20 protein-coding genes are annotated in these 19,066 nt (G+C 71.0%); 14 read left to right on the plus strand and 6 right to left on the minus strand.

The genetic code is table 11. The features are described 5' to 3' along the window. Both CGL27_RS34350 and CGL27_RS34355 read right to left on the minus strand, forming a co-directional pair. Window positions 1-1,326, minus strand: a complete 1,326-nt coding sequence (locus CGL27_RS34350; RefSeq protein ID WP_205587788.1) for a D-arabinono-1,4-lactone oxidase — start codon at window positions 1,324-1,326, stop codon at window positions 1-3. Further along, window positions 1,280-2,536: an MFS transporter gene (locus CGL27_RS34355; protein WP_119991737.1), complete on the minus strand. Its 1,257-nt coding sequence runs from the start codon at window positions 2,534-2,536 to the stop codon at window positions 1,280-1,282. Before CGL27_RS34355 ends, CGL27_RS34350 begins: the two co-directional genes overlap by 47 nt. A 118-nt stretch (window positions 2,537-2,654) precedes the next feature. On the opposite strand from CGL27_RS34355, the gene CGL27_RS34360 reads away from it, so the two are divergent. Together CGL27_RS34360 and CGL27_RS34365 are read left to right on the plus strand one after the other, a co-directional pair. Beyond that, window positions 2,655-3,806: a ferrochelatase gene (locus CGL27_RS34360; protein ID WP_119991738.1), complete on the plus strand. Its 1,152-nt coding sequence runs from the start codon at window positions 2,655-2,657 to the stop codon at window positions 3,804-3,806. Between the two features lie 55 nt (window positions 3,807-3,861). Then, entirely contained in the window at window positions 3,862-4,662 is an 801-nt protein-coding gene (locus CGL27_RS34365; RefSeq protein WP_078644240.1) for an inositol monophosphatase family protein, read from the plus strand. A gap of 192 nt (window positions 4,663-4,854) precedes the next feature. Here CGL27_RS34365 and CGL27_RS50340 read toward each other — a convergent pair whose 3' ends face one another. Then, complete coding sequence (locus tag CGL27_RS50340) at window positions 4,855-5,028, minus strand: hypothetical protein (RefSeq protein ID WP_014055412.1); 174 nt, start codon at window positions 5,026-5,028, stop codon at window positions 4,855-4,857. 358 nt (window positions 5,029-5,386) lie between these two features. Here CGL27_RS50340 and CGL27_RS34370 point away from each other — a divergent pair, with 358 nt between their 5' ends. From CGL27_RS34370 to CGL27_RS34385, 4 genes are all read left to right on the plus strand, one after another. Beyond that, entirely contained in the window at window positions 5,387-6,040 is a 654-nt protein-coding gene (locus CGL27_RS34370) for a response regulator transcription factor (protein WP_014055413.1), read from the plus strand. 6 nt (window positions 6,041-6,046) lie between these two features. After that, entirely contained in the window at window positions 6,047-7,294 is a 1,248-nt protein-coding gene (locus CGL27_RS34375) for a HAMP domain-containing sensor histidine kinase (RefSeq protein WP_078644241.1), read from the plus strand. Between the two features lie 407 nt (window positions 7,295-7,701). Beyond that, window positions 7,702-8,004 carry a DUF4193 domain-containing protein gene (locus CGL27_RS34380; RefSeq protein ID WP_009714537.1) on the plus strand — a complete coding sequence of 101 codons (303 nt, stop codon included), beginning with the start codon at window positions 7,702-7,704 and terminating at the stop codon, window positions 8,002-8,004. 59 nt (window positions 8,005-8,063) lie between these two features. Further along, the gene (locus CGL27_RS34385) at window positions 8,064-8,720 is read left to right on the plus strand and encodes a hypothetical protein (protein WP_237299988.1); all 657 of its coding nucleotides are present in this window, start codon (window positions 8,064-8,066) and stop codon (window positions 8,718-8,720) included. Window positions 8,721-8,739: 19 nt separating this feature from the next. Here the strand turns inward: CGL27_RS34385 and CGL27_RS34390 are convergent, their stop codons facing one another. After that, entirely contained in the window at window positions 8,740-9,186 is a 447-nt protein-coding gene (locus CGL27_RS34390; RefSeq protein ID WP_078644244.1) for a DUF3093 domain-containing protein, read from the minus strand. Window positions 9,187-9,245: 59 nt separating this feature from the next. Between CGL27_RS34390 and CGL27_RS34395 the strand changes: the two genes are divergently transcribed. The 8 genes from CGL27_RS34395 (at window position 9,246) to CGL27_RS34430 (ending at window position 17,118) form a co-directional block, all read left to right on the plus strand. Continuing rightward, window positions 9,246-9,827, plus strand: coding sequence for a PaaI family thioesterase (locus CGL27_RS34395; RefSeq protein WP_119991739.1), 582 nt, complete (start codon window positions 9,246-9,248; stop codon window positions 9,825-9,827). Continuing rightward, window positions 9,824-10,339 carry a dUTP diphosphatase gene (dut, locus tag CGL27_RS34400; protein WP_078644247.1) on the plus strand — a complete coding sequence of 172 codons (516 nt, stop codon included), beginning with the start codon at window positions 9,824-9,826 and terminating at the stop codon, window positions 10,337-10,339. Before CGL27_RS34395 ends, dut begins: the two co-directional genes overlap by 4 nt. A 1-nt stretch (window position 10,340) precedes the next feature. Continuing rightward, complete coding sequence (locus CGL27_RS34405) at window positions 10,341-11,126, plus strand: DUF3710 domain-containing protein (RefSeq protein WP_078644249.1); 786 nt, start codon at window positions 10,341-10,343, stop codon at window positions 11,124-11,126. A 225-nt stretch (window positions 11,127-11,351) separates the two neighbouring features. Continuing rightward, the gene (locus CGL27_RS34410) at window positions 11,352-12,254 is read left to right on the plus strand and encodes a hypothetical protein (RefSeq protein ID WP_119991740.1); all 903 of its coding nucleotides are present in this window, start codon (window positions 11,352-11,354) and stop codon (window positions 12,252-12,254) included. 264 nt (window positions 12,255-12,518) lie between these two features. After that, entirely contained in the window at window positions 12,519-15,131 is a 2,613-nt protein-coding gene (locus tag CGL27_RS34415) for a sensor histidine kinase KdpD (protein WP_119991741.1), read from the plus strand. Further along, window positions 15,128-15,811 carry a response regulator gene (locus tag CGL27_RS34420; protein WP_119991742.1) on the plus strand — a complete coding sequence of 228 codons (684 nt, stop codon included), beginning with the start codon at window positions 15,128-15,130 and terminating at the stop codon, window positions 15,809-15,811. Before CGL27_RS34415 ends, CGL27_RS34420 begins: the two co-directional genes overlap by 4 nt. A gap of 62 nt (window positions 15,812-15,873) precedes the next feature. Beyond that, window positions 15,874-16,302, plus strand: a complete 429-nt coding sequence (locus CGL27_RS34425) for an OB-fold nucleic acid binding domain-containing protein (protein ID WP_014055423.1) — start codon at window positions 15,874-15,876, stop codon at window positions 16,300-16,302. A gap of 3 nt (window positions 16,303-16,305) precedes the next feature. Continuing rightward, a complete protein-coding gene (locus CGL27_RS34430) occupies window positions 16,306-17,118 on the plus strand; it encodes a DUF3159 domain-containing protein (protein ID WP_119991743.1) in 813 nt (270 codons plus the stop codon). Window positions 17,119-17,221: 103 nt separating this feature from the next. On the opposite strand, the gene CGL27_RS34435 is transcribed toward CGL27_RS34430, so the two are convergent. Both CGL27_RS34435 and CGL27_RS34440 read right to left on the minus strand, forming a co-directional pair. Continuing rightward, window positions 17,222-17,899 (minus strand): TrkA family potassium uptake protein, encoded by a 678-nt coding sequence (locus CGL27_RS34435; protein ID WP_059141661.1) that lies wholly within the window; start codon window positions 17,897-17,899, stop codon window positions 17,222-17,224. After that, the gene (locus CGL27_RS34440) at window positions 17,896-18,564 is read right to left on the minus strand and encodes a TrkA family potassium uptake protein (protein ID WP_078644257.1); all 669 of its coding nucleotides are present in this window, start codon (window positions 18,562-18,564) and stop codon (window positions 17,896-17,898) included. The genes CGL27_RS34435 and CGL27_RS34440 overlap by 4 nt, the downstream gene beginning before the upstream one ends. Between the last annotated feature and the right edge of the window lie 502 nt (window positions 18,565-19,066).

Consider the following 19,066-nt stretch of genomic DNA (forward strand, 5'->3'; position numbering starts at 1 on the left):
TCAGTCGCCCAGCACCCGCCGCAGATAGTCGTTGGTGAACAGCCGGTCCGGGTCCAGCCGGTCGCGTACCGCCGTGAACTCACCGAACCGCGGATAGACCCCGGACAGGTAGCCCGCGTCGCGGCTGTGCAGCTTGCCCCAGTGCGGACGGCCGCCGTGGGCGATCATGATCTGCTCGGCCGCCGTGAAGTACGCCCGGTGCGGGGTGCCCCGGTACAGATGGACGGCGATGTACGCGGTCTCGCGCCCGGAGGCGGTGGACAGCGCGATGTCGTCGGCGGGCGCGGTGCGCACCTCCACCGGGAAGCTGACCCGCAGTCCGGACCGGTCGACGGTTGATTTGAGCTCGCGCAGCACGGTGACCGCGGCCTCGCGCGGCACGGCGTACTCCATCTCCAGGAAGCGCACTCGGCGCGGAGAGGTGAAGACTTTGTAAGGGATGTCCGTGTAGGTCCGGGCAGACAGGGCGCGGCTGGAGATTTTGGCGATTCCGGGGATGGTGGCGGGGACCGCCCGGCCCACCGAACAGGCCACCTGGAAGATGCCGTTGGACAGCAGCTCGTCGTCCACCCAGCCGCTGACCCGGCCCACGGGGGCGGCTGGGCCGGTGCTGCGGTTGTTGCGTTTGGTGTTGCAGTTGCCGGTGTGTGGGAACCAGTAGAACTCGAAGTGCTCGTTCTCGGCCACGAGCCTTTCGAAATCGGCCATGACGCGGTCGAAAGGCATCGGCTCCTCGCGTGCGGTGAGCAGGAACTCCGGTTCCACGGCGAAGGTGATCGCGCTGACCACGCCGAGCGCGCCGAGCCCGATCCGGGCGGCCGCGAAGATCTCCGGGCTCTCCGCCGCCGAGCAGCGCAGCACCGAACCGTCCGCCGTCACCAGCTCCAGGCCCTTGATCTGGGCGGCGATCGAGGCGCTGTCCCGGCCGGTGCCGTGGGTGCCGGTGGCGGTCGCCCCGGCCACGGTCTGGTCCATGATGTCGCCCATATTGGCCAGCGACAGCCCGTGGGCCGACAGCGTCTCGTTGAGCTGCCGGAGCGGGGTGCCGGCGGCCACGGTCACGGTCCCCGCCTCGCGGTCCAGCCCGCGCACGCCCGCCATGCGGTCGGGGCGTATGAGCAGCCCGTCGGTGGCGGCCGTGGTGGTGAAGGAGTGCCCGGAGCCCACCGCCTTCACCTTCAACCCCTCCGCCGCCGCCCGGCGGACCACCTCGGCGAGCTCCTGAGTGGACGACGGCGCGACGCTCCGCACCGGGCGGGCCGTCACGTTCCCCGCCCAGTTACGCCACACGCTGCTCCGTACGGTCTTCATGGTCTTGACGGCCATCCGCACCCGACCCCTCCCGCTGTGGCGCCGGCCGGAGCCGGCGGTACCCGAGGAACGCCACCGCCGCCGCGAACACCCCGGCCACGGCCGGCACCGCGTACCCCGCCCGGGCGCCGGCCGCGTCCACCACCCCTCCGGCGGCCGACGAGCCGAGCGCCACCCCGACCGCGAGCCCGGTGCTCACCCAGGTCATCCCCTCGGTCAGATGCGCGCGTGGTACGTGGCGTTCGACGAGGGCCATGGTGGTGACCATCGTGGGTGCGATGGCCAGGCCCGCGACGAAGAGCGCCACGGCCAGGAACGGCAGGTTCCCGACCAGTTGGAGCGGGATCATACTCACGGCGATCGCACAAATACCCCACAACCAACGACGGGACACCGATCCGCTCAGCCGCAGCAGCCCGAAGACCGCGCCCGCGAGACAGGAGCCCAGCGCGTACACCGCCAGGACCAGGCTCGCCGCGCCCTTGTGGCCCTCGTCCTCGGCGAAGGCCACCGTCACCACGTCGATCGCCCCGAAGATCGCGCCGGTCGCCACGAAGGTGGCCACCAGCACCTGGAGCCCGCGCGAGCGCAGCGCCGAACGGCCGGTGTGCTGCCCGCGCGGATGCGGTACGGGCTCGGTGGCCCGCTGCGCGGTCAGCGAGAAGACCCCGGCCGCCAGGAAGCAGGCGGCCAGCAGCGGGCCCGCTTCCGGGAACCAGGTGGTGGACAGCCCGATCGAGATGACCGGCCCGAAGATGAAGCAGACCTCGTCGACGATGGACTCCCAGGCGTACGCGGCGTGCAGCTCGCGCGGGGAGTCCCCGTAGATCGCCGCCCAGCGGGCCCGCACCATGGAGCCCACGCTGGGCACACAGCCGGCCCCGGCGGCGAAGACGAACAGCGTCCAGTCGGGCCAGCCCCGGTGCGCGCTCAGCAGCAGCCCGCAGACGGCGGTGAGCGCCACGAGGGTCGCCGGGCGCAGCACCCGGCGCTGTCCGTGCCGGTCGACCAGCCGGGATATCTGCGGGCCGATGGAGGCGGCGGAGAGCGCCAGCATGGCCGACAGGGCGCCCGCGAGCCCGTACCGGCCGGTGAGTTCGGACACCATGGTGACGACGCCGATGCCCGCCATGGACAGCGTCATCCGCCCGAGGAAGCCGGCCGCGGAGAACTCCTTGGTTCCGGGGGCGGCGAAGATCGCACGATAGGGGCTGGTACTGGGCAAGGCAGGCTCCGCCGTGAGCAGGGTAAGGATCGTACGAGCTGATACAGATTACGGGCAGGTCCCTGGTTCGCACAGGGCCGTTTCCCGCCTGTCAGCGGCTGGTGGCAGGATCGGAAGCATGCCGGATCAGTCAGTACAGCCTTCCCCCGACCCTTATGACGCACTGCTGTTGCTCTCCTTCGGCGGGCCGGAAGGCCCCGAGGACGTCGTGCCGTTCCTGGAGAACGTCACGCGCGGGCGGGGCATCCCCCGCGAGCGGCTGAAGGAGGTCGGCCGGCATTACTTCCTCTTCGGCGGGGTCAGCCCGATCAACGCGCAGAACCGCGAGCTGCTGCACGCGCTGCGCAAGGACTTCGCCGAGCACGGCCTGGACCTGCCGGTCTACTGGGGCAATCGCAACTGGGCGCCGTATCTGACCGACACCCTGCGCGAGATGGCCGCCGACGGCCACCGCCGCATCCTGGTGCTGGCCACCAGCGCCTACGCCTCGTACTCCGGCTGCCGCCAGTACCGCGAGAACCTCGCGGACGCCCTGGCCGCCCTGGAGGGCGAGGGGCTGCCGCTGCCGCGCGTCGACAAGCTGCGGCACTACTTCAACCACCCCGGCTTCGTGCGGCCCATGGTGGACGCCACGCTGGCCGCCCTCGCCCAGCTGCCCGAGGAGCGCCGCGCCGGGGCCCACCTCGCCTTCACCACGCACTCCATCCCGACCGCCGCCGCCGACACCTCCGGCCCGGTGGAGGCGCACACGGAGGACGGGGAGGGCGGCGCGTATGTCGCCCAGCACCTCGATGTGGCCCGGCTGATCGCCGACGCGGTGCGCGCGGAGACCGGCGGCGAGCACCCCTGGCGGCTGGTCTACCAGTCGCGCAGCGGCGCGCCGCACATCCCCTGGCTGGAGCCGGACATCTGCGATCACCTCGAGGAGCTGCACGGCGAGGGCGTGCCCGCCGTCGTCATGGTCCCGATCGGCTTTGTCTCAGACCATATGGAGGTCAAGTACGACCTCGACACCGAGGCCACGGCCAAGGCCGCCGAGCTCGGTCTGCCGGTCTCCCGCGCCTCGACGGTCGGCGCCGATCCGCGGTTCGCCGCGGGCGTGCGCGATCTGGTGCTGGAGCGTGCGGCCACCGAGCGCTTCGCCGAGGACCGGGCCGCGGCCGCCCCGGAGCGCTGCGCCCTGGGCGCCCTCGGCCCGAGCCATGACGTATGCCCGGTGGGCTGCTGTCCGGCCCGCTCGCCGCGCCCCGCCGCCGCGGGCTCGGACTGAGCGTCCCCGCCCCGCCACCGCCGCTGCCCGTCCGGGCAATCCGCTAAGGAGCACGATGACCGACTCGCTCATGACCGAACTCCTCGATACGGCGCTGGAGGCCGCCCGTGGCGCGGGGGACCTGCTGCGCGACGGCCGCCCGGCCGACCTCGGGGTGGCGGCCACCAAGACCAGCCCGATCGACGTCGTCACCGAGATGGACATCGCCGCCGAGAAGCTGATCACCGACCTCCTCGCGCGCCGCCGCCCGCAGGACGGCGTGCTCGGGGAGGAAGGCGCCAACAGCGAGGGCAGCAGCGGGGTGCGCTGGGTGATCGACCCGCTCGACGGCACGGTGAACTACCTCTACGGCCTGCCGTCGTGGGCGGTCAGCATCGCCGCCGAGAAGGACGGCGAGACGGTCGTCGGGGTGGTGACCGCCCCGATGCGCGGCGAGACCTTTCAGGCGGTCCTGGGCCGCGGCGCCCGGTTGAACGGGGAGCCGGTGCACTGCCGCCCCGCGGCCCCGCTGGAGGAGTCGCTGATCGGCACCGGCTTCGGGTATGTGCGCGAGCGCCGCATCGGGCAGGCCAGGGTGCTCAACGATGTGTTGCCGCGGGTGCGGGACATCCGGCGCGGCGGATCGGCCGCCATCGACCTGTGCGATGTGGCCTGCGGCCGGCTCAACGGCTACTACGAGCGCGGGCTCAACCCCTGGGACTTCGGGGCCGGTGCCCTCATAGCGCGCGAGGCGGGCGCGCTCACCGGAGGGCGGCCTGGCGTCCCTGCCTCCACGGAGCTGACCATCGCCGCCGCCCCCGGCCTTTTCGAGCCGCTGAGGGGGCTTCTGGACGACCTGGGCGCCTGGCACGACTGATTCCCGCCCCCGGGTCCACACGCCCCCGGTCCACACCCCTCGCCCACACGCGGAAACGCCCCGGAGTCACAAGGACACCGGGGCGCTTCGGCGTGGTTACCGGATGCTTTCTGGATCACCATCCGGAGGTGAATGGGAATCGGCTACATGGAGGGAATCCGGATCTGGATCGGGTCCGGAATCCACAAGGGATCAAGCAAACGAGGCGCTTACTTCGACACCGTGCTCGGCGGCGAGGCGACGGAGGTCTTCCAGCTCCGACTGCTCCACGTCCACAAGAAAATCGTCGCCCGTCTCACGGGCGCGAATGAGATCGGTCTTGGTGTTCTCTATGCGCTGCAGAATGCCTGCGGTGAACGCGTCCATGTGCGCCCCCTCGTCGTGGGTCGGTGGCACGGGGGTGTGCCGACGGCGGGACGATCACGTGCGTGGCCCTTGCCGACGGCAATGACAGTGAGGGATGCCGGAGGCAAGGCGTGATCGCGGGTGTGCAGTCGTCCTCCCCACCCCGTCCTGGGCGGAAACCTCGGGCCCCGAAAGAATCTGAATTCGGCGTTCCGGCCGCTGCCGCCCCTGCCACCGCGTCCATGATCGGGCCGAGGGATCCCGAGGCGATCCCTCTTACCGCCGGTTTATGAGACTTCGAGGCAGGATGGAGGCGCCGAACACTCATCGAGTTTGGCGAGATCATGCCCAGTGCGGCAATCAAGGAAGGACTAACGACGTGCGCGTACTCGTCGTCGAGGACGAGCAGCTGCTCGCCGATGCGGTGGCCACCGGACTGCGCCGGGAGGCCATGGCCGTCGACGTCGTGTATGACGGAGCCGCCGCCTTGGAGCGCATCGCCGTCAACGACTACGACGTTGTCGTCCTCGACCGGGACCTGCCCCTCGTGCACGGCGATGACGTCTGCCGCAAGATTGTCGAACTCGGCATCCCCACCCGGGTCCTGATGCTCACCGCCTCCGGCGACGTCAGCGACCGCGTGGAGGGCCTGGAGATCGGTGCGGACGACTATCTGCCCAAGCCCTTCGCCTTCAGCGAACTGATCGCGCGCGTGCGTGCGCTCGGCCGCCGGACGACCGTCGCCCTGCCGCCCGTCCTGGAGCGCGCCGGGATCAAGCTGGACCCCAACCGCCGCGAGGTGTTCCGGGACGGCAAGGAGATCCAGCTGGCGCCGAAGGAGTTCGCGGTCCTGGAGGTGCTCATGCGCAGCGAGGGCGCCGTGGTCTCCGCGGAGCAGCTGCTGGAGAAGGCGTGGGACGAGAACACCGACCCGTTCACCAACGTGGTGCGGGTGACCGTGATGACCCTGCGCCGCAAGCTGGGCGAGCCCGCGGTGATCGTCACCGTCCCCGGCTCGGGTTACCGGATCTGATCCGGCATGGCGACGACTCCGACCCCGCTGCCGCCGACGGCACCGCCCAAGCCCAGCTGGGACCCCGAGGGCGCCTCGCGCCCCAACCCCTGGCTGCGCCCCACGATCCGGATACGGCTCACCCTGCTGTACGGCGGGATGTTCCTGATCGCCGGGGTGGTGCTGCTGACGATCATCTACCTGCTGGCCGCCCAGGCCCTGCACGTCGGCAACGAGCTGCCGTTCAAACTGGTCGGCGGCAGTGTCCAGCCGACCAACAACACCTGCCCCGAGATCATCGGCCAGAGCAGCCCGGACCAGTTCAACGCGGTCCTGAACACCTGCATGAAGGAGCAGCGCCAGCTCGCCCTGGACGGGCTGCTGCGCCGCTCCCTGATAGCCCTCCTGGGCCTGTCCGTGATCGCCTTCGCCTTCGGCTACGCGATGGCCGGGCGGGTGCTCTCGCCGCTCGGCCGGATCACTCGGACCGCGCGCCAGGTGGCGGGCTCGGACCTGTCCCGCCGGATCGAGCTGGACGGCCCGGACGACGAGCTCAAGGAGCTCGCCGACACCTTCGACGAGATGCTGGAGCGCCTGGACCGGGCGTTCACCGCCCAGCAGCGGTTCGTCGCCAACGCCTCGCACGAGCTGCGCACCCCGCTGGCGATCAACCGCACTCTGCTGGAGGTGCAGCTCTCGGACCCCCAGGCGTCCCCGGAGCTGGTCCAGCTGGGCAAGACCCTGCTGGCCACCAACGAGCGCAGCGAGCAGCTCGTGGAGGGTCTGCTGCTGCTGGCCCGCAGCGACAACGAGATCGTCGACCGCAAGCCGGTGGATCTCGCCGAGGTGGCCTCCCAGGCGATGGAGCAGGTCCGGGCGGAGGCCGAGGGCAAGGGCGTGGAGCTGCGCGGACAGCGCGCTCCGGCGGTGGTCCAGGGCAATGGAGTGCTGCTCGAGCGGATCGCGCTGAACCTCGTCCAGAACGCGGTGCGGTACAACATCGCGGAGGATGGCTGGGTGGAGGTCACCACCGAGAGCCGGCCGGGCCAGGCCGTGCTGGTGGTGGCGAACACCGGTCCGGTGGTCCCCGCCTACGAGATGGACAACATTTTCGAACCCTTCCGCAGGCTCCGTACCGAGCGCACGGGCAGCGACAAGGGCGTCGGCCTCGGGCTGTCGATCGCGCGGTCCGTGGCGCGCGCCCACGGCGGCAGGATCGCGGCGGAGCCGCGTGAGGGAGGAGGCCTGGTGATGCGGGTGGTGCTCCCGGTCTGACGCCGGGAAATCCGAGGCCGGGGGCCTACCTGGGAGGTGTTCGCTTTGGGCGGAATTTTCGTGATCCGCCCACCCGAGGTAGGCTGTGTGATCGATCACATGGGCGATTTTCCGGCCATATACTCTGCGTGATCGTCACGGTTGACGGAAAGCCGGGAAAATCCGGGTTTTCGGGGACCGTGATCACGGGAAGTACACGTCATGGCGCATGCAAGTGCGACATGCGGACCGTGTACGGTCCCGATGGCCATCCAACCCGATCACCTCTTCAGGGGTGCGGTTGGGTGTCGATTGAGTAACAGACCTTGATGTGAGGCAAAATCTCCGCCTCGGGTCGGGCACAAGTCCGGCCTCTCACGCGTTACGTGCGCTGGAGACACCACAGACACCCAGAGGGGGAGAGCGACATGGCAACGGACTACGACACCCCACGCAAGACCGACGATGACGTCAACGAGGACAGCATCGAGGAACTGAAGGCCCGGCGGAACGACAAGTCTGCGTCCACCGTCGACGTCGACGAGTTCGAGCAGGCCGAGGGACTCGAGCTGCCCGGTGCGGACCTCTCCAATGAGGAGTTGTCCGTCCGGGTGCTGCCTCGTCAGGCGGACGAGTTCACCTGCATGAGCTGCTTCCTCGTGCACCACCGCAGCCAGCTGGCCGCCGAGACCAAGAACGGCCAGCCGATCTGCCGCGACTGCGCGGCCTGAGCCGCGGGGTCGGCGTGGAGGCGGAGCACGACGACGTGGACGAGGCCGAGCGAGGCCGGATGGCCTCGCTCGCGACCAACCTCGGCCGCGGTGTGCGAAGAGGTGGCGAGCGCGCGAGAGCGGGGGTCTACGCGGTCGCCGACCGGATCATCGCCAATGCTCCACGCATCCCGGTCCGCGATCTCGCGACCCTGCGCGAGCAGTTCCCGGGGCTCGGCCCCGAACAGCTCGCGGACAAACTGGTGGCCGGTGCCGCGGGCGGCACCGCCACAGTGGGCGCGGGCGTCGGCGCAGCGGCGATGCTGCCGGCCCCGCCCGCCATGCCCACCGAGCTGGCCGCCGAGATCGTCGGCGTGGCCTCCATAGAGTTCAAGCTGATCGCCGAGCTGCACGAGGTCTACGGCGTGCGGGCGCCCGGCACGGTGCGTCAGCGCGCCATCGCGTATCTCGGCTGCTGGGCCGAGGAGCGCGGCATCGACGTCGCCCAGCCGGCGAGTGTCAACGCGGCCCTGGGCGTCCAGATGAAGCGCGAGCTGCGGCAGCAGGTCCTCAGACGCGGCTTCCGGAACATGCCGGTCCTGGCGCCCTTCATGGTCGGCGCGGCCGTGGGAGCCGCGATGAACCGGCGCGACACCAAGAAGCTCGCGCGCAAGGTCCGCAAGGATCTGCGGGCCAAGCAGATCCCCTGGGACCTCCCGCTGTCCCTCGAGAGATGAGCGCCTCGCGCGGCCCCGCTCAGGCGGGTCGCACGGCCGTGAGCGCGGCGGCCAGCGCCTCCGGATTCCGTGTGGACACATACACATACGGTGTCGGGTCCTCCGGATCGGTGACTTCCACCCGCAGCGCGGTCGGGATGTAGCTGCGCAGCAGCATGAACGCCCGCGGATCGGCCTTGTAGGTCCGCCAGGCCGCCGTCTCGGCGGCGTCCAGCACCTGCGGGGTCCCCAGGGCCGACACCGGGATCCGCGCCTCGCCGGCCACCAGCGAGTCCGCCACCACGCGCACCCGGGCCGACCCGTACGAACTCACCGCGACGCAGGCCAGCGCCGCACCGCCGATCAGCCCGCCGAGCATCGGCAGAGTGCCGAACGGCAGCATGATCAACCCCACGGAAACCCCGATCAGAACGGCGATGAACCACCAGGAACGGGGCGCGCTGAGGCGTTCTTCGTAAGGCTGCATGCGTATCAGCTTGGCACGGCCGCCGAAGCGGACTGTTCTCGCGGGTAAGGTCAGCCGTTGTGACTGGACGAACGACAGGGCTGACGCCACCGGAGGGAGCCACGGCACCCGTGCGCCACCCCGACGCGCCCGCGCCCGGGAAGCCCCTCGGCGTGCACTACGACCAGTGCTTCGGCTGCGGCGATCAGCCGGGGGGCCTGGGACTGATCGCGCGGGCGGGCGAGGACGTGAGCGTCACCGCCGAGTTCACGGTGCGCCCCGGCCATCAGGGCGCGCCGGGCCTGGCCCACGGCGGGGTGCTGGCCGCGGCGCTGGACGAGACGCTCGGGGCGCTCAACTGGCTGCAGCGGGCGATCACGGTGACCGGGCGGCTGGAGACCGACTTCGTACGGCCCGTGCCGGTCGGCACCGAGCTGCATCTGGAGGCACGGGTGACCGCCGTGCACGGCCGGAAGGTCTACTGCTCGGCCACGGGCCGGCTCGGCGCTCCGGACGGCCCCGTCGCGGTGCGGGCGCAGGCCCTCTTCATAGAGGTGCGGGTCGACCACTTCATCGAGAACGGCCGGGCGGAGGAGATCGGCGCGGCGCTCGCCGATCCGGATCAGGTGAAGGTCGCGCGCGCTTTCGAGGTGAACCCATGAGTCCGCTGCCCGTCGACGTGCTGATCCGCAGGGTGGACCCCGAGGTGCCGATCCCCGGGTACGCCCACCCCGGCGACGCGGGGGCCGACCTGGTCACCACCGAGGCGGCCGAGCTGGCTCCGGGGGAGCGCGCGGTTCTGCCCACCGGAGTGTCTATCGCGCTCCCGGAGGGGTATGCCGCCTTCGTGCATCCACGGTCCGGACTTGCCGCGCGCTGCGGCGTAGCCATGGTGAATGCCCCGGGGACCATCGATGCCGGGTACCGTGGAGAGATCAAGGTGATCGTGGTCAATCTGGACCCGCGCGAGAGCGTGCGGTTCGAGCGCTTCGACCGGATCGCCCAGTTGGTCGTCCAGCAGGTCGAGAAGGTGCGCTTCCAGGAGGTGGCGGAGCTTCCCGGGTCGGCGCGGGCCGAAGGGGGCTTCGGGTCCACCGGCGGTCATGCCGCCGTGGACGGCACAACGGGTGGGAATGGATTCGCTTCGGTCGGTTCCGACCGGGAAGGACGATGACGTGTTCGGACGTCGCCGCAAGCGCAGCAAGGAGGACGTCGAGTCGCTCGACGTGACCTCCGACGAGTTGGCCGAGGACGCGGAGGACGCGGACGGCGCTGAGGACACCGCCGCACCCGTGGAGGCCGGCCGGGTGAGCCTGCCGCCGGCCCCGCGCCCCGAGGGCCCCTGGGACGTATCCGAGGTGCGCGAGCCCGGCGAGGGCCGGGTGGACCTCGGTGGTCTGTTCGTACCCGGCGTCGAGGGCATGGAGCTGCGGGTGGAGGTCGCGGGGGACGCGATCGTCGCCGCGACCGTGGTGCTGCGGGACAGCGCCGTGCAGCTCCAGGGCTTCGCAGCGCCCAAGAAGGAAGGCATCTGGGGCGAGGTGCGCGACGAGATCGCCACCGGCATCACCCAGCAGGGCGGGGTCGTCGACGAGGTCGAGGGCCCGCTCGGCTGGGAGCTGCGCGCCCAGGTCCCGGTGCAGCTCCCGGACGGCAAGAACGGCGTGCAGGTGGTCCGCTTCGTCGGCGTGGACGGGCCCCGCTGGTTCCTGCGCGGTGTGATCTCCGGGCAGGGCGCGGTGCAGCCCGAGACCGGCAGCCTCCTGGAGGCGGTCTTCCGGGACACGGTCGTCGTGCGTGGCGAGGGCCCGATGGCCCCGCGCGACCCGATCGTCCTCAAGCTGCCGGACGACGCGCAGATGGTGCCCGACGGGGTGCAGCAGGACGAGGCGCAGGGCTCGCGGTTCGCGGGCGGCGCCGACCGGCTCCAGCGCGGCCCGGAGATCTCCGAGGTCCGCTGAGCCGCCGTCGCGCACGGCAGGAGACAAGGCCCGAAGGGGCCCGGGGCAGGGCCCCCGGGCCCCTTCGGCGTTTCTCGGAGGTCGCTTCGGGGATTTCGCGCGACACGGTGAACACACCGGCCGCACCGGCCGTACTCATGGGCGCGAGACCTTGTGACGCTCCGAGGGGGAGAGGGCGCGTCGCGAGAGATACCCCTGTCCGACCTCAACGAGGTGAGTGATCAGATGTCGCGTGGCCTTCCGTTACTGCACCGCCGGAGAATCCTCGTCTCCGGCGCGATCGGCGGTATCACCTGTGCGGCCGTCGTGGTGGGAGCCGCCATGGCCGATCAGGACGACGGCAGCGGCGACGCCGATGCGTCGACCAAGGCCGCCCAGACCATCAGCTGCCCCGCGGTGGCCGGTTCCCTCCCGGAGATCCCGGCGGCGGCTCAGGCCGAGGTGGACCGTAACCTCGCCCTGCTGGACACGCAGCTGGCGGAGGCCAACAAGCGGCTCAGCACGAGCCAGGGCGAGGGCGGCCCCAACTTCGTGCAGAACGCCATCCTCGGTCCCCTGGCGGACAAGCGGAAGTCCACCCTGGACCGCATCGCGATCTCCATCGGACGGCGCGCCGAGAAGCCGGCCGGGCTGGACGCGCTCGCCGAGTGCACCCTCTCGGGCGGTGAGGCGGGAGCGGGCTCCGGCACCGGCGCGGGCGGCGAGGCGGACAGCGGCGCGACCCCGACCGCCGCCGCGTCCGAGCCCGCGGGCGGAGGAGCCGAGCAGGGCTCCGGGGCCGGGCAGGGCGGGGGAGCCGAGCAGGGCGGCGGGGCCGACGCGGGCTCCGGCCAGACGATCAGCTGCCCGGATGTCGCCTCGAAGATCAGCGGCGTGCCGGCGGCGGCCCAGGCCGAGGTGGACCGCAATGTCGCGCTGCTCCAGACGCAGCTCGACGAGGCCAACAAGCGGCTCAGCACGAGCCAGGGCGAGGGCGGCCCCAACTTCGTGCAGAACGCCATCCTGGGCCCGCTGAAGGACAAGCGGGCCTCGACGATCGACCGCATCGAACTCTCCTTCTCCCGCCAGGGCTCGACCGCCCCCTCCGGTCTCGACGCCCTGGCGGGCTGCTCGCTCACATCCGGCTGAGCCGACGGCGCAAGGCCCGGCCCGAGGTGAGCGTCTGCCGGTGGGCCGTACTCTTCTCTGCGGAGTACGGCCCACCGGCTTTTCGTATGGGTTCGCCCGGGGTTGGGCGGCCGGACGTCAAGGGCGCGTCAAGACGGCGCCGACGACCGTAAGGGAGCCGTCAAGGAACGGCCGGCCCGGCCGGAGACGAGGTTTGCTCTACAAGCATCGCCCTCTGGTAGCTCGCCATGAGCTCAGGCGCCGTCCAACAGGGAAAATAGGGGTATGGGACGCGGAAAGTTGCGGATCTACCTCGGTGCGGCACCGGGCGTGGGCAAGACGTACGCGATGCTGTCCGAGGGGCATCGCCGGGTCGAGCGGGGCGCGGACCTCGTGGTCGGCTTCGTGGAGCACCACGGCCGTCGCCGTACCCAGGTGATGATGCACGGGCTCGAGGAGGTGCCCCGCCGCGAGCTGGAGTACCGGGGGAGCACCTTCACCGAGATGGACGTGGACGCGGTGCTGGCGCGCCACCCCGCCATCGCGCTCGTCGACGAGCTCGCCCACACCAACGTCCCCGGCTCCCGGAATGAAAAGCGCTGGCAGGACGTCGAGGAGCTGCTGCGCGCGGGCATCGACGTGGTCTCCACCGTCAACATCCAGCACCTGGAGTCGCTGGGCGACGTGGTGGAGTCGATCACGGGGGTGCGCCAGCGGGAGACCCTCCCGGACGAGGTGGTGCGCCGGGCCGACCAGATCGAGCTGGTCGACATGTCGCCCCAGGCGCTGCGCCGCCGTATGGCACACGGCAACATCTACGCGCCCGACAAGGTCGACGCCGCGCTGTCGAACTACTTCCGGCCCGGGAACCTGACCGCGCTGCGCGAGCTGGCCCTGCTGTGGACCGCCGACCGGGTCGACGAATACCTCCAGCAGTACCGCGACGAGCACTCCATCCGCTCCACCTGGCAGGCGCGTGAGCGCATCGTCGTCGGGCTGACCGGCGGCCCGGAGGGACGGACCCTGATCCGCCGCGCCGCCCGGATGGCCGCCAAGGGCTCCGGCAGCGAGATCCTCGCCGTCTACATCGCCCGCAGCGACGGCCTGACCTCGGCCTCCCCCAAGGAGCTGGCGGTCCAGCGCACCCTCGTGGAGGACCTCGGCGGCACCTTCCACCACGTCATAGGGGAGGACATCCCGGGGGCGCTGCTGGAGTTCGCCCGCGGTGTCAACGCGACCCAGATCGTGCTCGGTTCCAGCCGCCGCAAGACCTGGCAGTACATCTTCGGACCCGGCGTGGGCGCCACCGTCGCCCGTGACTCCGGGCCCGACCTGGACGTCCACATCGTCACCCATGACGAGGTCGCCAAGGGCCGCGGGCTGCCGGTGGCGCGCGGCGCCCGGCTCGGCCGCTCCCGGCTCATCGCGGGCTGGGTGGTCGGGGTGGCCGGACCGGCCCTGCTCACGCTGCTGCTCACCGGCACCGGCGCCACCCTCGCCTCCGAGGCCGGGCCCGGCTTCGCCAACGAGGTGCTGCTCTTCCTGTTCCTCAATGTGCTGGCCGCCCTGCTGGGCGGCATGGTGCCCGCCCTCGCCTCGGCGGCCGTCGGCTCGCTGCTGCTCAACTACTACTTCACCCCGCCCACCCACACCCTGACCATCGCCGACCCCGAGAACATCGTCGCCATAGCGATCTTCGTGGCGGTCGCCGTCTGCGTGGCCTCGGTGGTCGATCTCGCCGCCCGCCGCACCCACCAGGCCGCCCGGCTGCGGGCCGAGTCCGAGATACTGTCGTTCCTCGCGGGCAGCGTGCTGCGCGGCGAGACCAGCCTGGAGGCGCTGCTGGAGCGGGTCCGCGAGACGTTCGCCATGGACTCGGTGGCGCTGCTGGAGCGGGAGAGCGACGTCGCCCCGTGGACCTGCGCGGGCAGCGTCGGCAGCCACGACGGGACCCCGGCGCCCGAACGGCCCGAGGACGCGGAGGTGGACATGCCGGTCGGCGACCATATGGCGCTCGCGCTCTCCGGCCGGGTCCTGCCCGCCGAGGACCGCCGGGTGCTCGCCGCCTTCGCCGCCCAGGCCGCCGTCGTCCTCGACCGGCAGCGGCTGGCCCAGCAGGCCGGGCAGGCCCGTGAGCTGGCCGAGGGGAACCGCATCCGCACCGCGCTGCTCGCCGCCGTCAGCCACGATCTGCGTACCCCGCTCGCGGCCATCAAGGCGGCCGTGAGCTCCCTGCGCTCCGATGACGTCGCCTGGTCGGAGGAGGACGAGGCCGAGCTGCTGGAGGGCATCGAGGACGGCGCCGACCGGCTGGACCACCTGGTGGGGAACCTCCTGGACATGTCCCGGCTGCAGACCGGCACCGTCACCCCGCTCATCCGGGAGATCGACCTGGACGAGGTGGTGCCGATGGCGCTCGTCGGCGTCCCCATGGCCAAGGTCACCCTCGACATCCCCGAGGAGCTGCCGATGGTCGCGGTCGACCCCGGGCTGCTGGAGCGCGGCGTCGCCAACATCGTCGAGAACGCGGTGAAGTACAGCCCGCCGGACCGCCCCGTGCTGGTCTCCGCGAGCGCCCTCGGCGACCGTGTGGAGCTGCGCGTGGCCGACGGCGGCCCGGGCGTGCCGGACAGCGAGAAGGACCGCATCTTCGAGCCCTTCCAGCGGTACGGGGACGCCCCGCGCGGCGCCGGGGTCGGCCTCGGGCTGGCCGTCGCCCGCGGCTTCGCCGAGGCCATGGGCGGCCGGCTGACCGCCGAGGACACCCCCGGCGGCGGTATGACCATGGTGCTCACGCTGCGTGTCGCCGCCGGCCGCCCGCCGGTCGACCCCGGCCTCCCGGTCCAGGTCGGCTCCACGTCAGGCAGAACGGAACGGAAAGGCAGGCCCGCCCCATGAACCGGGTGCTTGTGGTCGACGACGAGCCGCAGATCGTACGCGCCCTCGTGATCAACCTGAAGGCGCGCAAGTACGAGGTCGACGCCGCCGCGGACGGCGCCACCGCGCTCCGGCTGGCCGCCGCCCGCCATCCCGATGTGATCGTGCTCGACCTCGGCCTGCCCGATATGGACGGGGTGGAGGTGATCAAGGGGCTCCGGGGCTGGACCCGGGTGCCGATCCTGGTGCTCTCCGCCCGTCAGACCTCGGACGAGAAGGTCGAGGCCCTGGACGCCGGGGCGGACGACTACGTCACCAAGCCGTTCGGCATGGACGAGCTACTCGCCCGGCTGCGCGCGGCCGTCCGCCGCGCCGAGCCCGCCGGGCAGCCGGACGACTCGGTGGTGGTGGAGACCGATTCGTTCACCGTCGACCTGGCCGCCAAGAAGGCCCATCGCGACGGCCGCGATGTGCGGCTGACCCCCACCGAATGGCATCTGCTGGAGGTCCTGGTGCGCAACGCCGGCCGCCTGGTCAGCCAGAAGCAGCTGCTGCAGGAGGTCTGGGGCCCCTCGTACGGCACCGAGAGCAACTACCTGCGGGTCTATATGGCGCAGTTGCGCCGCAAGCTGGAGGCCGACCCCTCGCATCCGCGCCACTTCGTCACCGAGCCGGGGATGGGCTACCGGTTCGAGCGATGAGTGGGTCGGGCGATGAGTGCGGGGACGACGTTTCGGCGTCGACGCACCGGTACGCTGGCCGTATGAGTTCCGTACCTCACCCCTCCGACGGGGCCGACAGGGGAGTCAGGTCCGACAAACCGGTCGGCCGGTTCCGGCGGATGCTGGACCGGCTGTCGAGCTCCCAGGAGGAACTGCACTCCGCCGAGCTGCAGCAGGACGCGGAGGCCGCGGGCTGCACCAAGATCGGCGACTGCGGCGACCGTCAGATCGTCAAGGTGACGGGAACGCTGCGCACGGTGACGCTCAGACCGCGGGCCGGAGTTCCCGCTCTGGAGGCGGAGCTCTTCGACGGCACCGCCGCGCTGGACGTGGTGTGGCTGGGCCGTCGCTCCATCATCGGGATAGAACCGGGGCGCAAGCTGATCGCCTCGGGCCGGATCTCCATGAGCCATGGGCGCCGGGTGCTGTTCAATCCGAAGTACGAACTCCGACCGCTCGGACAGGAGTAGCCGGTGACGCCAGACGACAAGACGACCCCGACCGGGCACCGAAGCGCCGCCGCCGACAGCAGGGCGGCGGCGGACACCGCGCTCCTGGAGGCGTTCGGCGGGGTGCGGGGCATGGTGGACACCACCGTCCCCGGTCTGGTCTTCGTCCTGCTGTACACGATCAACCGCGACATCCATCTCGCCGCGATCGCCGCGATCGGTCTCAGCGTGCTGCTCGCGGTCGCCCGGCTGGTGCGCAAGGAGACGCTGAAGCACGCCTTCAGCGGGGTGTTCGGGGTCGCGTTCGGCGCGATCTTCGCGATGATGTCCGGCGACGCGAAGAACTTCTATCTGCCGGGCATGCTCTACACCCTGGGGCTGGCGATCGCCTACATTCTCTCGGCGATCTTCCGCTTTCCGCTGATCGGGGTGTTGCTCGGGCCGATGCTCAAGGAGAACCTCTCCTGGCGCACCCGTAACCCCGGCCGGTTCCGCGCCTACACCCGGTCCACCTGGGCGTGGGGGCTGATTCTGCTGGCCAAGTCGGCGGTGCTGTTCCCGCTCTACTGGTGGGGGGACGCCACCCAGCTCGGCTGGGTCAAGGTCGCGCTCGGCATTCCGCCGTTCCTGCTCTGTGTCTATCTGACCTGGATCTTCCTCGCCAAGGCTCCGCCGCCGATCGATGTGATCGCGGAGATGGAGGCGGAGGAGAAGGCCGAGCGGGAACGGAAGTCCCAGGTCGGCAATGCCGCCGATCCGGTGCTCTCGGAGTGGACCGACCAGATCGTGTCCGAGGCCCGTACCGAATCGGCCGACCGGCAGCCGCCCCGGCACTGAGGCCACCCAGGCCACCTGGGCCATTGAGACCGCGGCCCGGGCTCCCTGTATGGAGAGCCCGGGCCGCGGTCTTTGCCCGTGGTGGCGTCCTAGCCCGTGGCGTCTAGCCCGTGGCGTCCTGGCGCTGGACGGACAGCAGCTGCTCGAGCTGCTCCTCGCGCGCCTGTGCCGCGACGAACAGCAGCTCGTCACCGGCCTCCAGCACATCGTCCTTGTTCGGGGTCAGCACGCGGGTGCCGCGGATGATGGTGACCAGCGTGGTGTCCTCCGGCCACTCCACATCGCCGACCCGGGTGCCCACCAGCGCAGCCTCCGGCGGCAGCGTCAGCTCCACCAGATTGGCGTCGCCGTGGCTGAAGCGGAGCAGCCGCACCAGATCGCCGACGCTCACCGCCTCCTCGACCAGCGCCGACATCAGCCGCGGGGTGGAGACGGCGACATCGACGCCCCATGCCTCGTTGAACAGCCACTCGTTCTTGGGGTTGTTGACCCGGGCGACCACCCGGGGCACCCCGTACTCGGTCTTGGCGAGCAGCGAGACGACCAGGTTGACCTTGTCGTCACCGGTGGCCGCGATGACCACGTTGCAGCGCTGCAGCGCCGCCTCGTCCAGGGAGGTGATCTCGCACGCGTCGGCCAGCAGCCACTCGGCCTGCGGCACCCGCTCCACCGAGATGGCGGTCGGCGCCTTGTCGATGAGGAGCACCTCGTGCCCGTTCTCCAGCAGCTCGCTCGCGATGGAACGCCCCACGGCGCCCGCACCCGCAATGGCAACCCTCATCGGTTCGCCTCCTCAGGCCCCTTTTCGAAGGCTGCCTCGACCTTCTCCACCTCGTCGGTGCGCATCATCACATGCACCAGGTCGCCCTCCTGCAGCACCGTCCCGGAGGTCGGCAGCATCGCCTCGCCGAGCCGGGTGAGGAACGCGACCCGCACTCCGGTCTCCTCCTGGAGCACGCTGACCTTGTGGCCCACCCATGAGGGGGAGATGTGCACCTCGGCGAGCTGCACCCCGCCGCTGGGGTCCCGCCAATGCGGCTCCGCGCCGGACGGCAGCAGCCGCCGCAGCATCTGGTCGGCGGTCCAGCGCACCGTGGCCACGGTCGGGATGCCGAGGCGCTGGTAGACCTCGGCGCGGCGGGGGTCGTAGATACGGGCCGCCACGTTCTCCACCCCGAACATCTCGCGGGCCACCCGGGCCGCGATGATGTTGGAGTTGTCGCCGCTGCTCACCGCGGCGAAGGCCCCGGCCTCCTCGATGCCCGCCTCGCGCAGGGTGTCCTGGTCGAAGCCGACGCCGGTCACCCGGCGCCCGCCGAAGCCCCCACCCAGGCGGCGGAAGGCGGTGGGGTCCTGGTCGACGACCGCGACCGTGTGCCCCTGTTGCTCCAGGGTCTGGGCGAGGGCCGCGCCCACCCGGCCACAGCCCATGATCACGATATGCATGCGTCTTACCCCGCACTCCAGATGACCGTGCCGACCTGCGCAAACACCCTGCTCACATCTTCCTTCCAGGACCTACGGGGCGACAGCGGGGCGGGACCCCGGTGCCGGTGCCCGGGGACGACGGGAGTCGGCCGCCGCGGCACCTGTCCCCACCGTATCCGTACCGGCGGCCCGCTCCCCCGTCCGCGCGCGACGGCCGGGAGATGAACGTGGTGACGTACGACATAGCGGGAAAGTTCCCGCGATGATCGGCGATGCGGGGAGACGGTCGGAGGTGATCGCAGACGTGCCGGGAGGGGAGGGACAGGGAAGGGCAACGATCATTTCCGGTTGCGGACGCGGAGTGAAAAGGCTGTTGGTGATCAGCCTCGACCACTACGGTGGGCCCGGGTTACGGCGCCTCATCGGTGGTCGCGACCCTTCATCTTTGCCTGAAATCCCGGATCTTCACCGAAACCACATGACAAATGCCGAGCGAATGCCGCTGGTTCGAACTTTGTCG

Source organism: Streptomyces sp. 11-1-2, from assembly GCF_003595545.1.
GTDB lineage: Bacteria > Actinomycetota > Actinomycetes > Streptomycetales > Streptomycetaceae > Streptomyces > Streptomyces hygroscopicus_B.

What these genes read in the sequence shown, in the direction of transcription:
- CGL27_RS34350 (WP_205587788.1), bottom strand. Translation starts at nt 1,326, where the DNA reads ATGGCCGTCAAGACCATGAAGACCGTACGGAGCAGCGTGTGGCGTAAC.
- CGL27_RS34360 (WP_119991738.1), top strand. Translation starts at nt 2,655, where the DNA reads ATGCCGGATCAGTCAGTACAGCCTTCCCCCGACCCTTATGACGCACTG.
- CGL27_RS34365 (WP_078644240.1), top strand. Translation starts at nt 3,862, where the DNA reads ATGACCGACTCGCTCATGACCGAACTCCTCGATACGGCGCTGGAGGCC.
- CGL27_RS50340 (WP_014055412.1), bottom strand. Translation starts at nt 5,028, where the DNA reads ATGGACGCGTTCACCGCAGGCATTCTGCAGCGCATAGAGAACACCAAG.
- CGL27_RS34375 (WP_078644241.1), top strand. Translation starts at nt 6,047, where the DNA reads ATGGCGACGACTCCGACCCCGCTGCCGCCGACGGCACCGCCCAAGCCC.
- CGL27_RS34380 (WP_009714537.1), top strand. Translation starts at nt 7,702, where the DNA reads ATGGCAACGGACTACGACACCCCACGCAAGACCGACGATGACGTCAAC.
- CGL27_RS34385 (WP_237299988.1), top strand. Translation starts at nt 8,064, where the DNA reads ATGGCCTCGCTCGCGACCAACCTCGGCCGCGGTGTGCGAAGAGGTGGC.
- CGL27_RS34390 (WP_078644244.1), bottom strand. Translation starts at nt 9,186, where the DNA reads ATGCAGCCTTACGAAGAACGCCTCAGCGCGCCCCGTTCCTGGTGGTTC.
- dut (WP_078644247.1), top strand. Translation starts at nt 9,824, where the DNA reads ATGAGTCCGCTGCCCGTCGACGTGCTGATCCGCAGGGTGGACCCCGAG.
- CGL27_RS34410 (WP_119991740.1), top strand. Translation starts at nt 11,352, where the DNA reads ATGTCGCGTGGCCTTCCGTTACTGCACCGCCGGAGAATCCTCGTCTCC.
- CGL27_RS34415 (WP_119991741.1), top strand. Translation starts at nt 12,519, where the DNA reads ATGGGACGCGGAAAGTTGCGGATCTACCTCGGTGCGGCACCGGGCGTG.
- CGL27_RS34420 (WP_119991742.1), top strand. Translation starts at nt 15,128, where the DNA reads ATGAACCGGGTGCTTGTGGTCGACGACGAGCCGCAGATCGTACGCGCC.
- CGL27_RS34425 (WP_014055423.1), top strand. Translation starts at nt 15,874, where the DNA reads ATGAGTTCCGTACCTCACCCCTCCGACGGGGCCGACAGGGGAGTCAGG.
- CGL27_RS34435 (WP_059141661.1), bottom strand. Translation starts at nt 17,899, where the DNA reads ATGAGGGTTGCCATTGCGGGTGCGGGCGCCGTGGGGCGTTCCATCGCG.
- CGL27_RS34440 (WP_078644257.1), bottom strand. Translation starts at nt 18,564, where the DNA reads ATGCATATCGTGATCATGGGCTGTGGCCGGGTGGGCGCGGCCCTCGCC.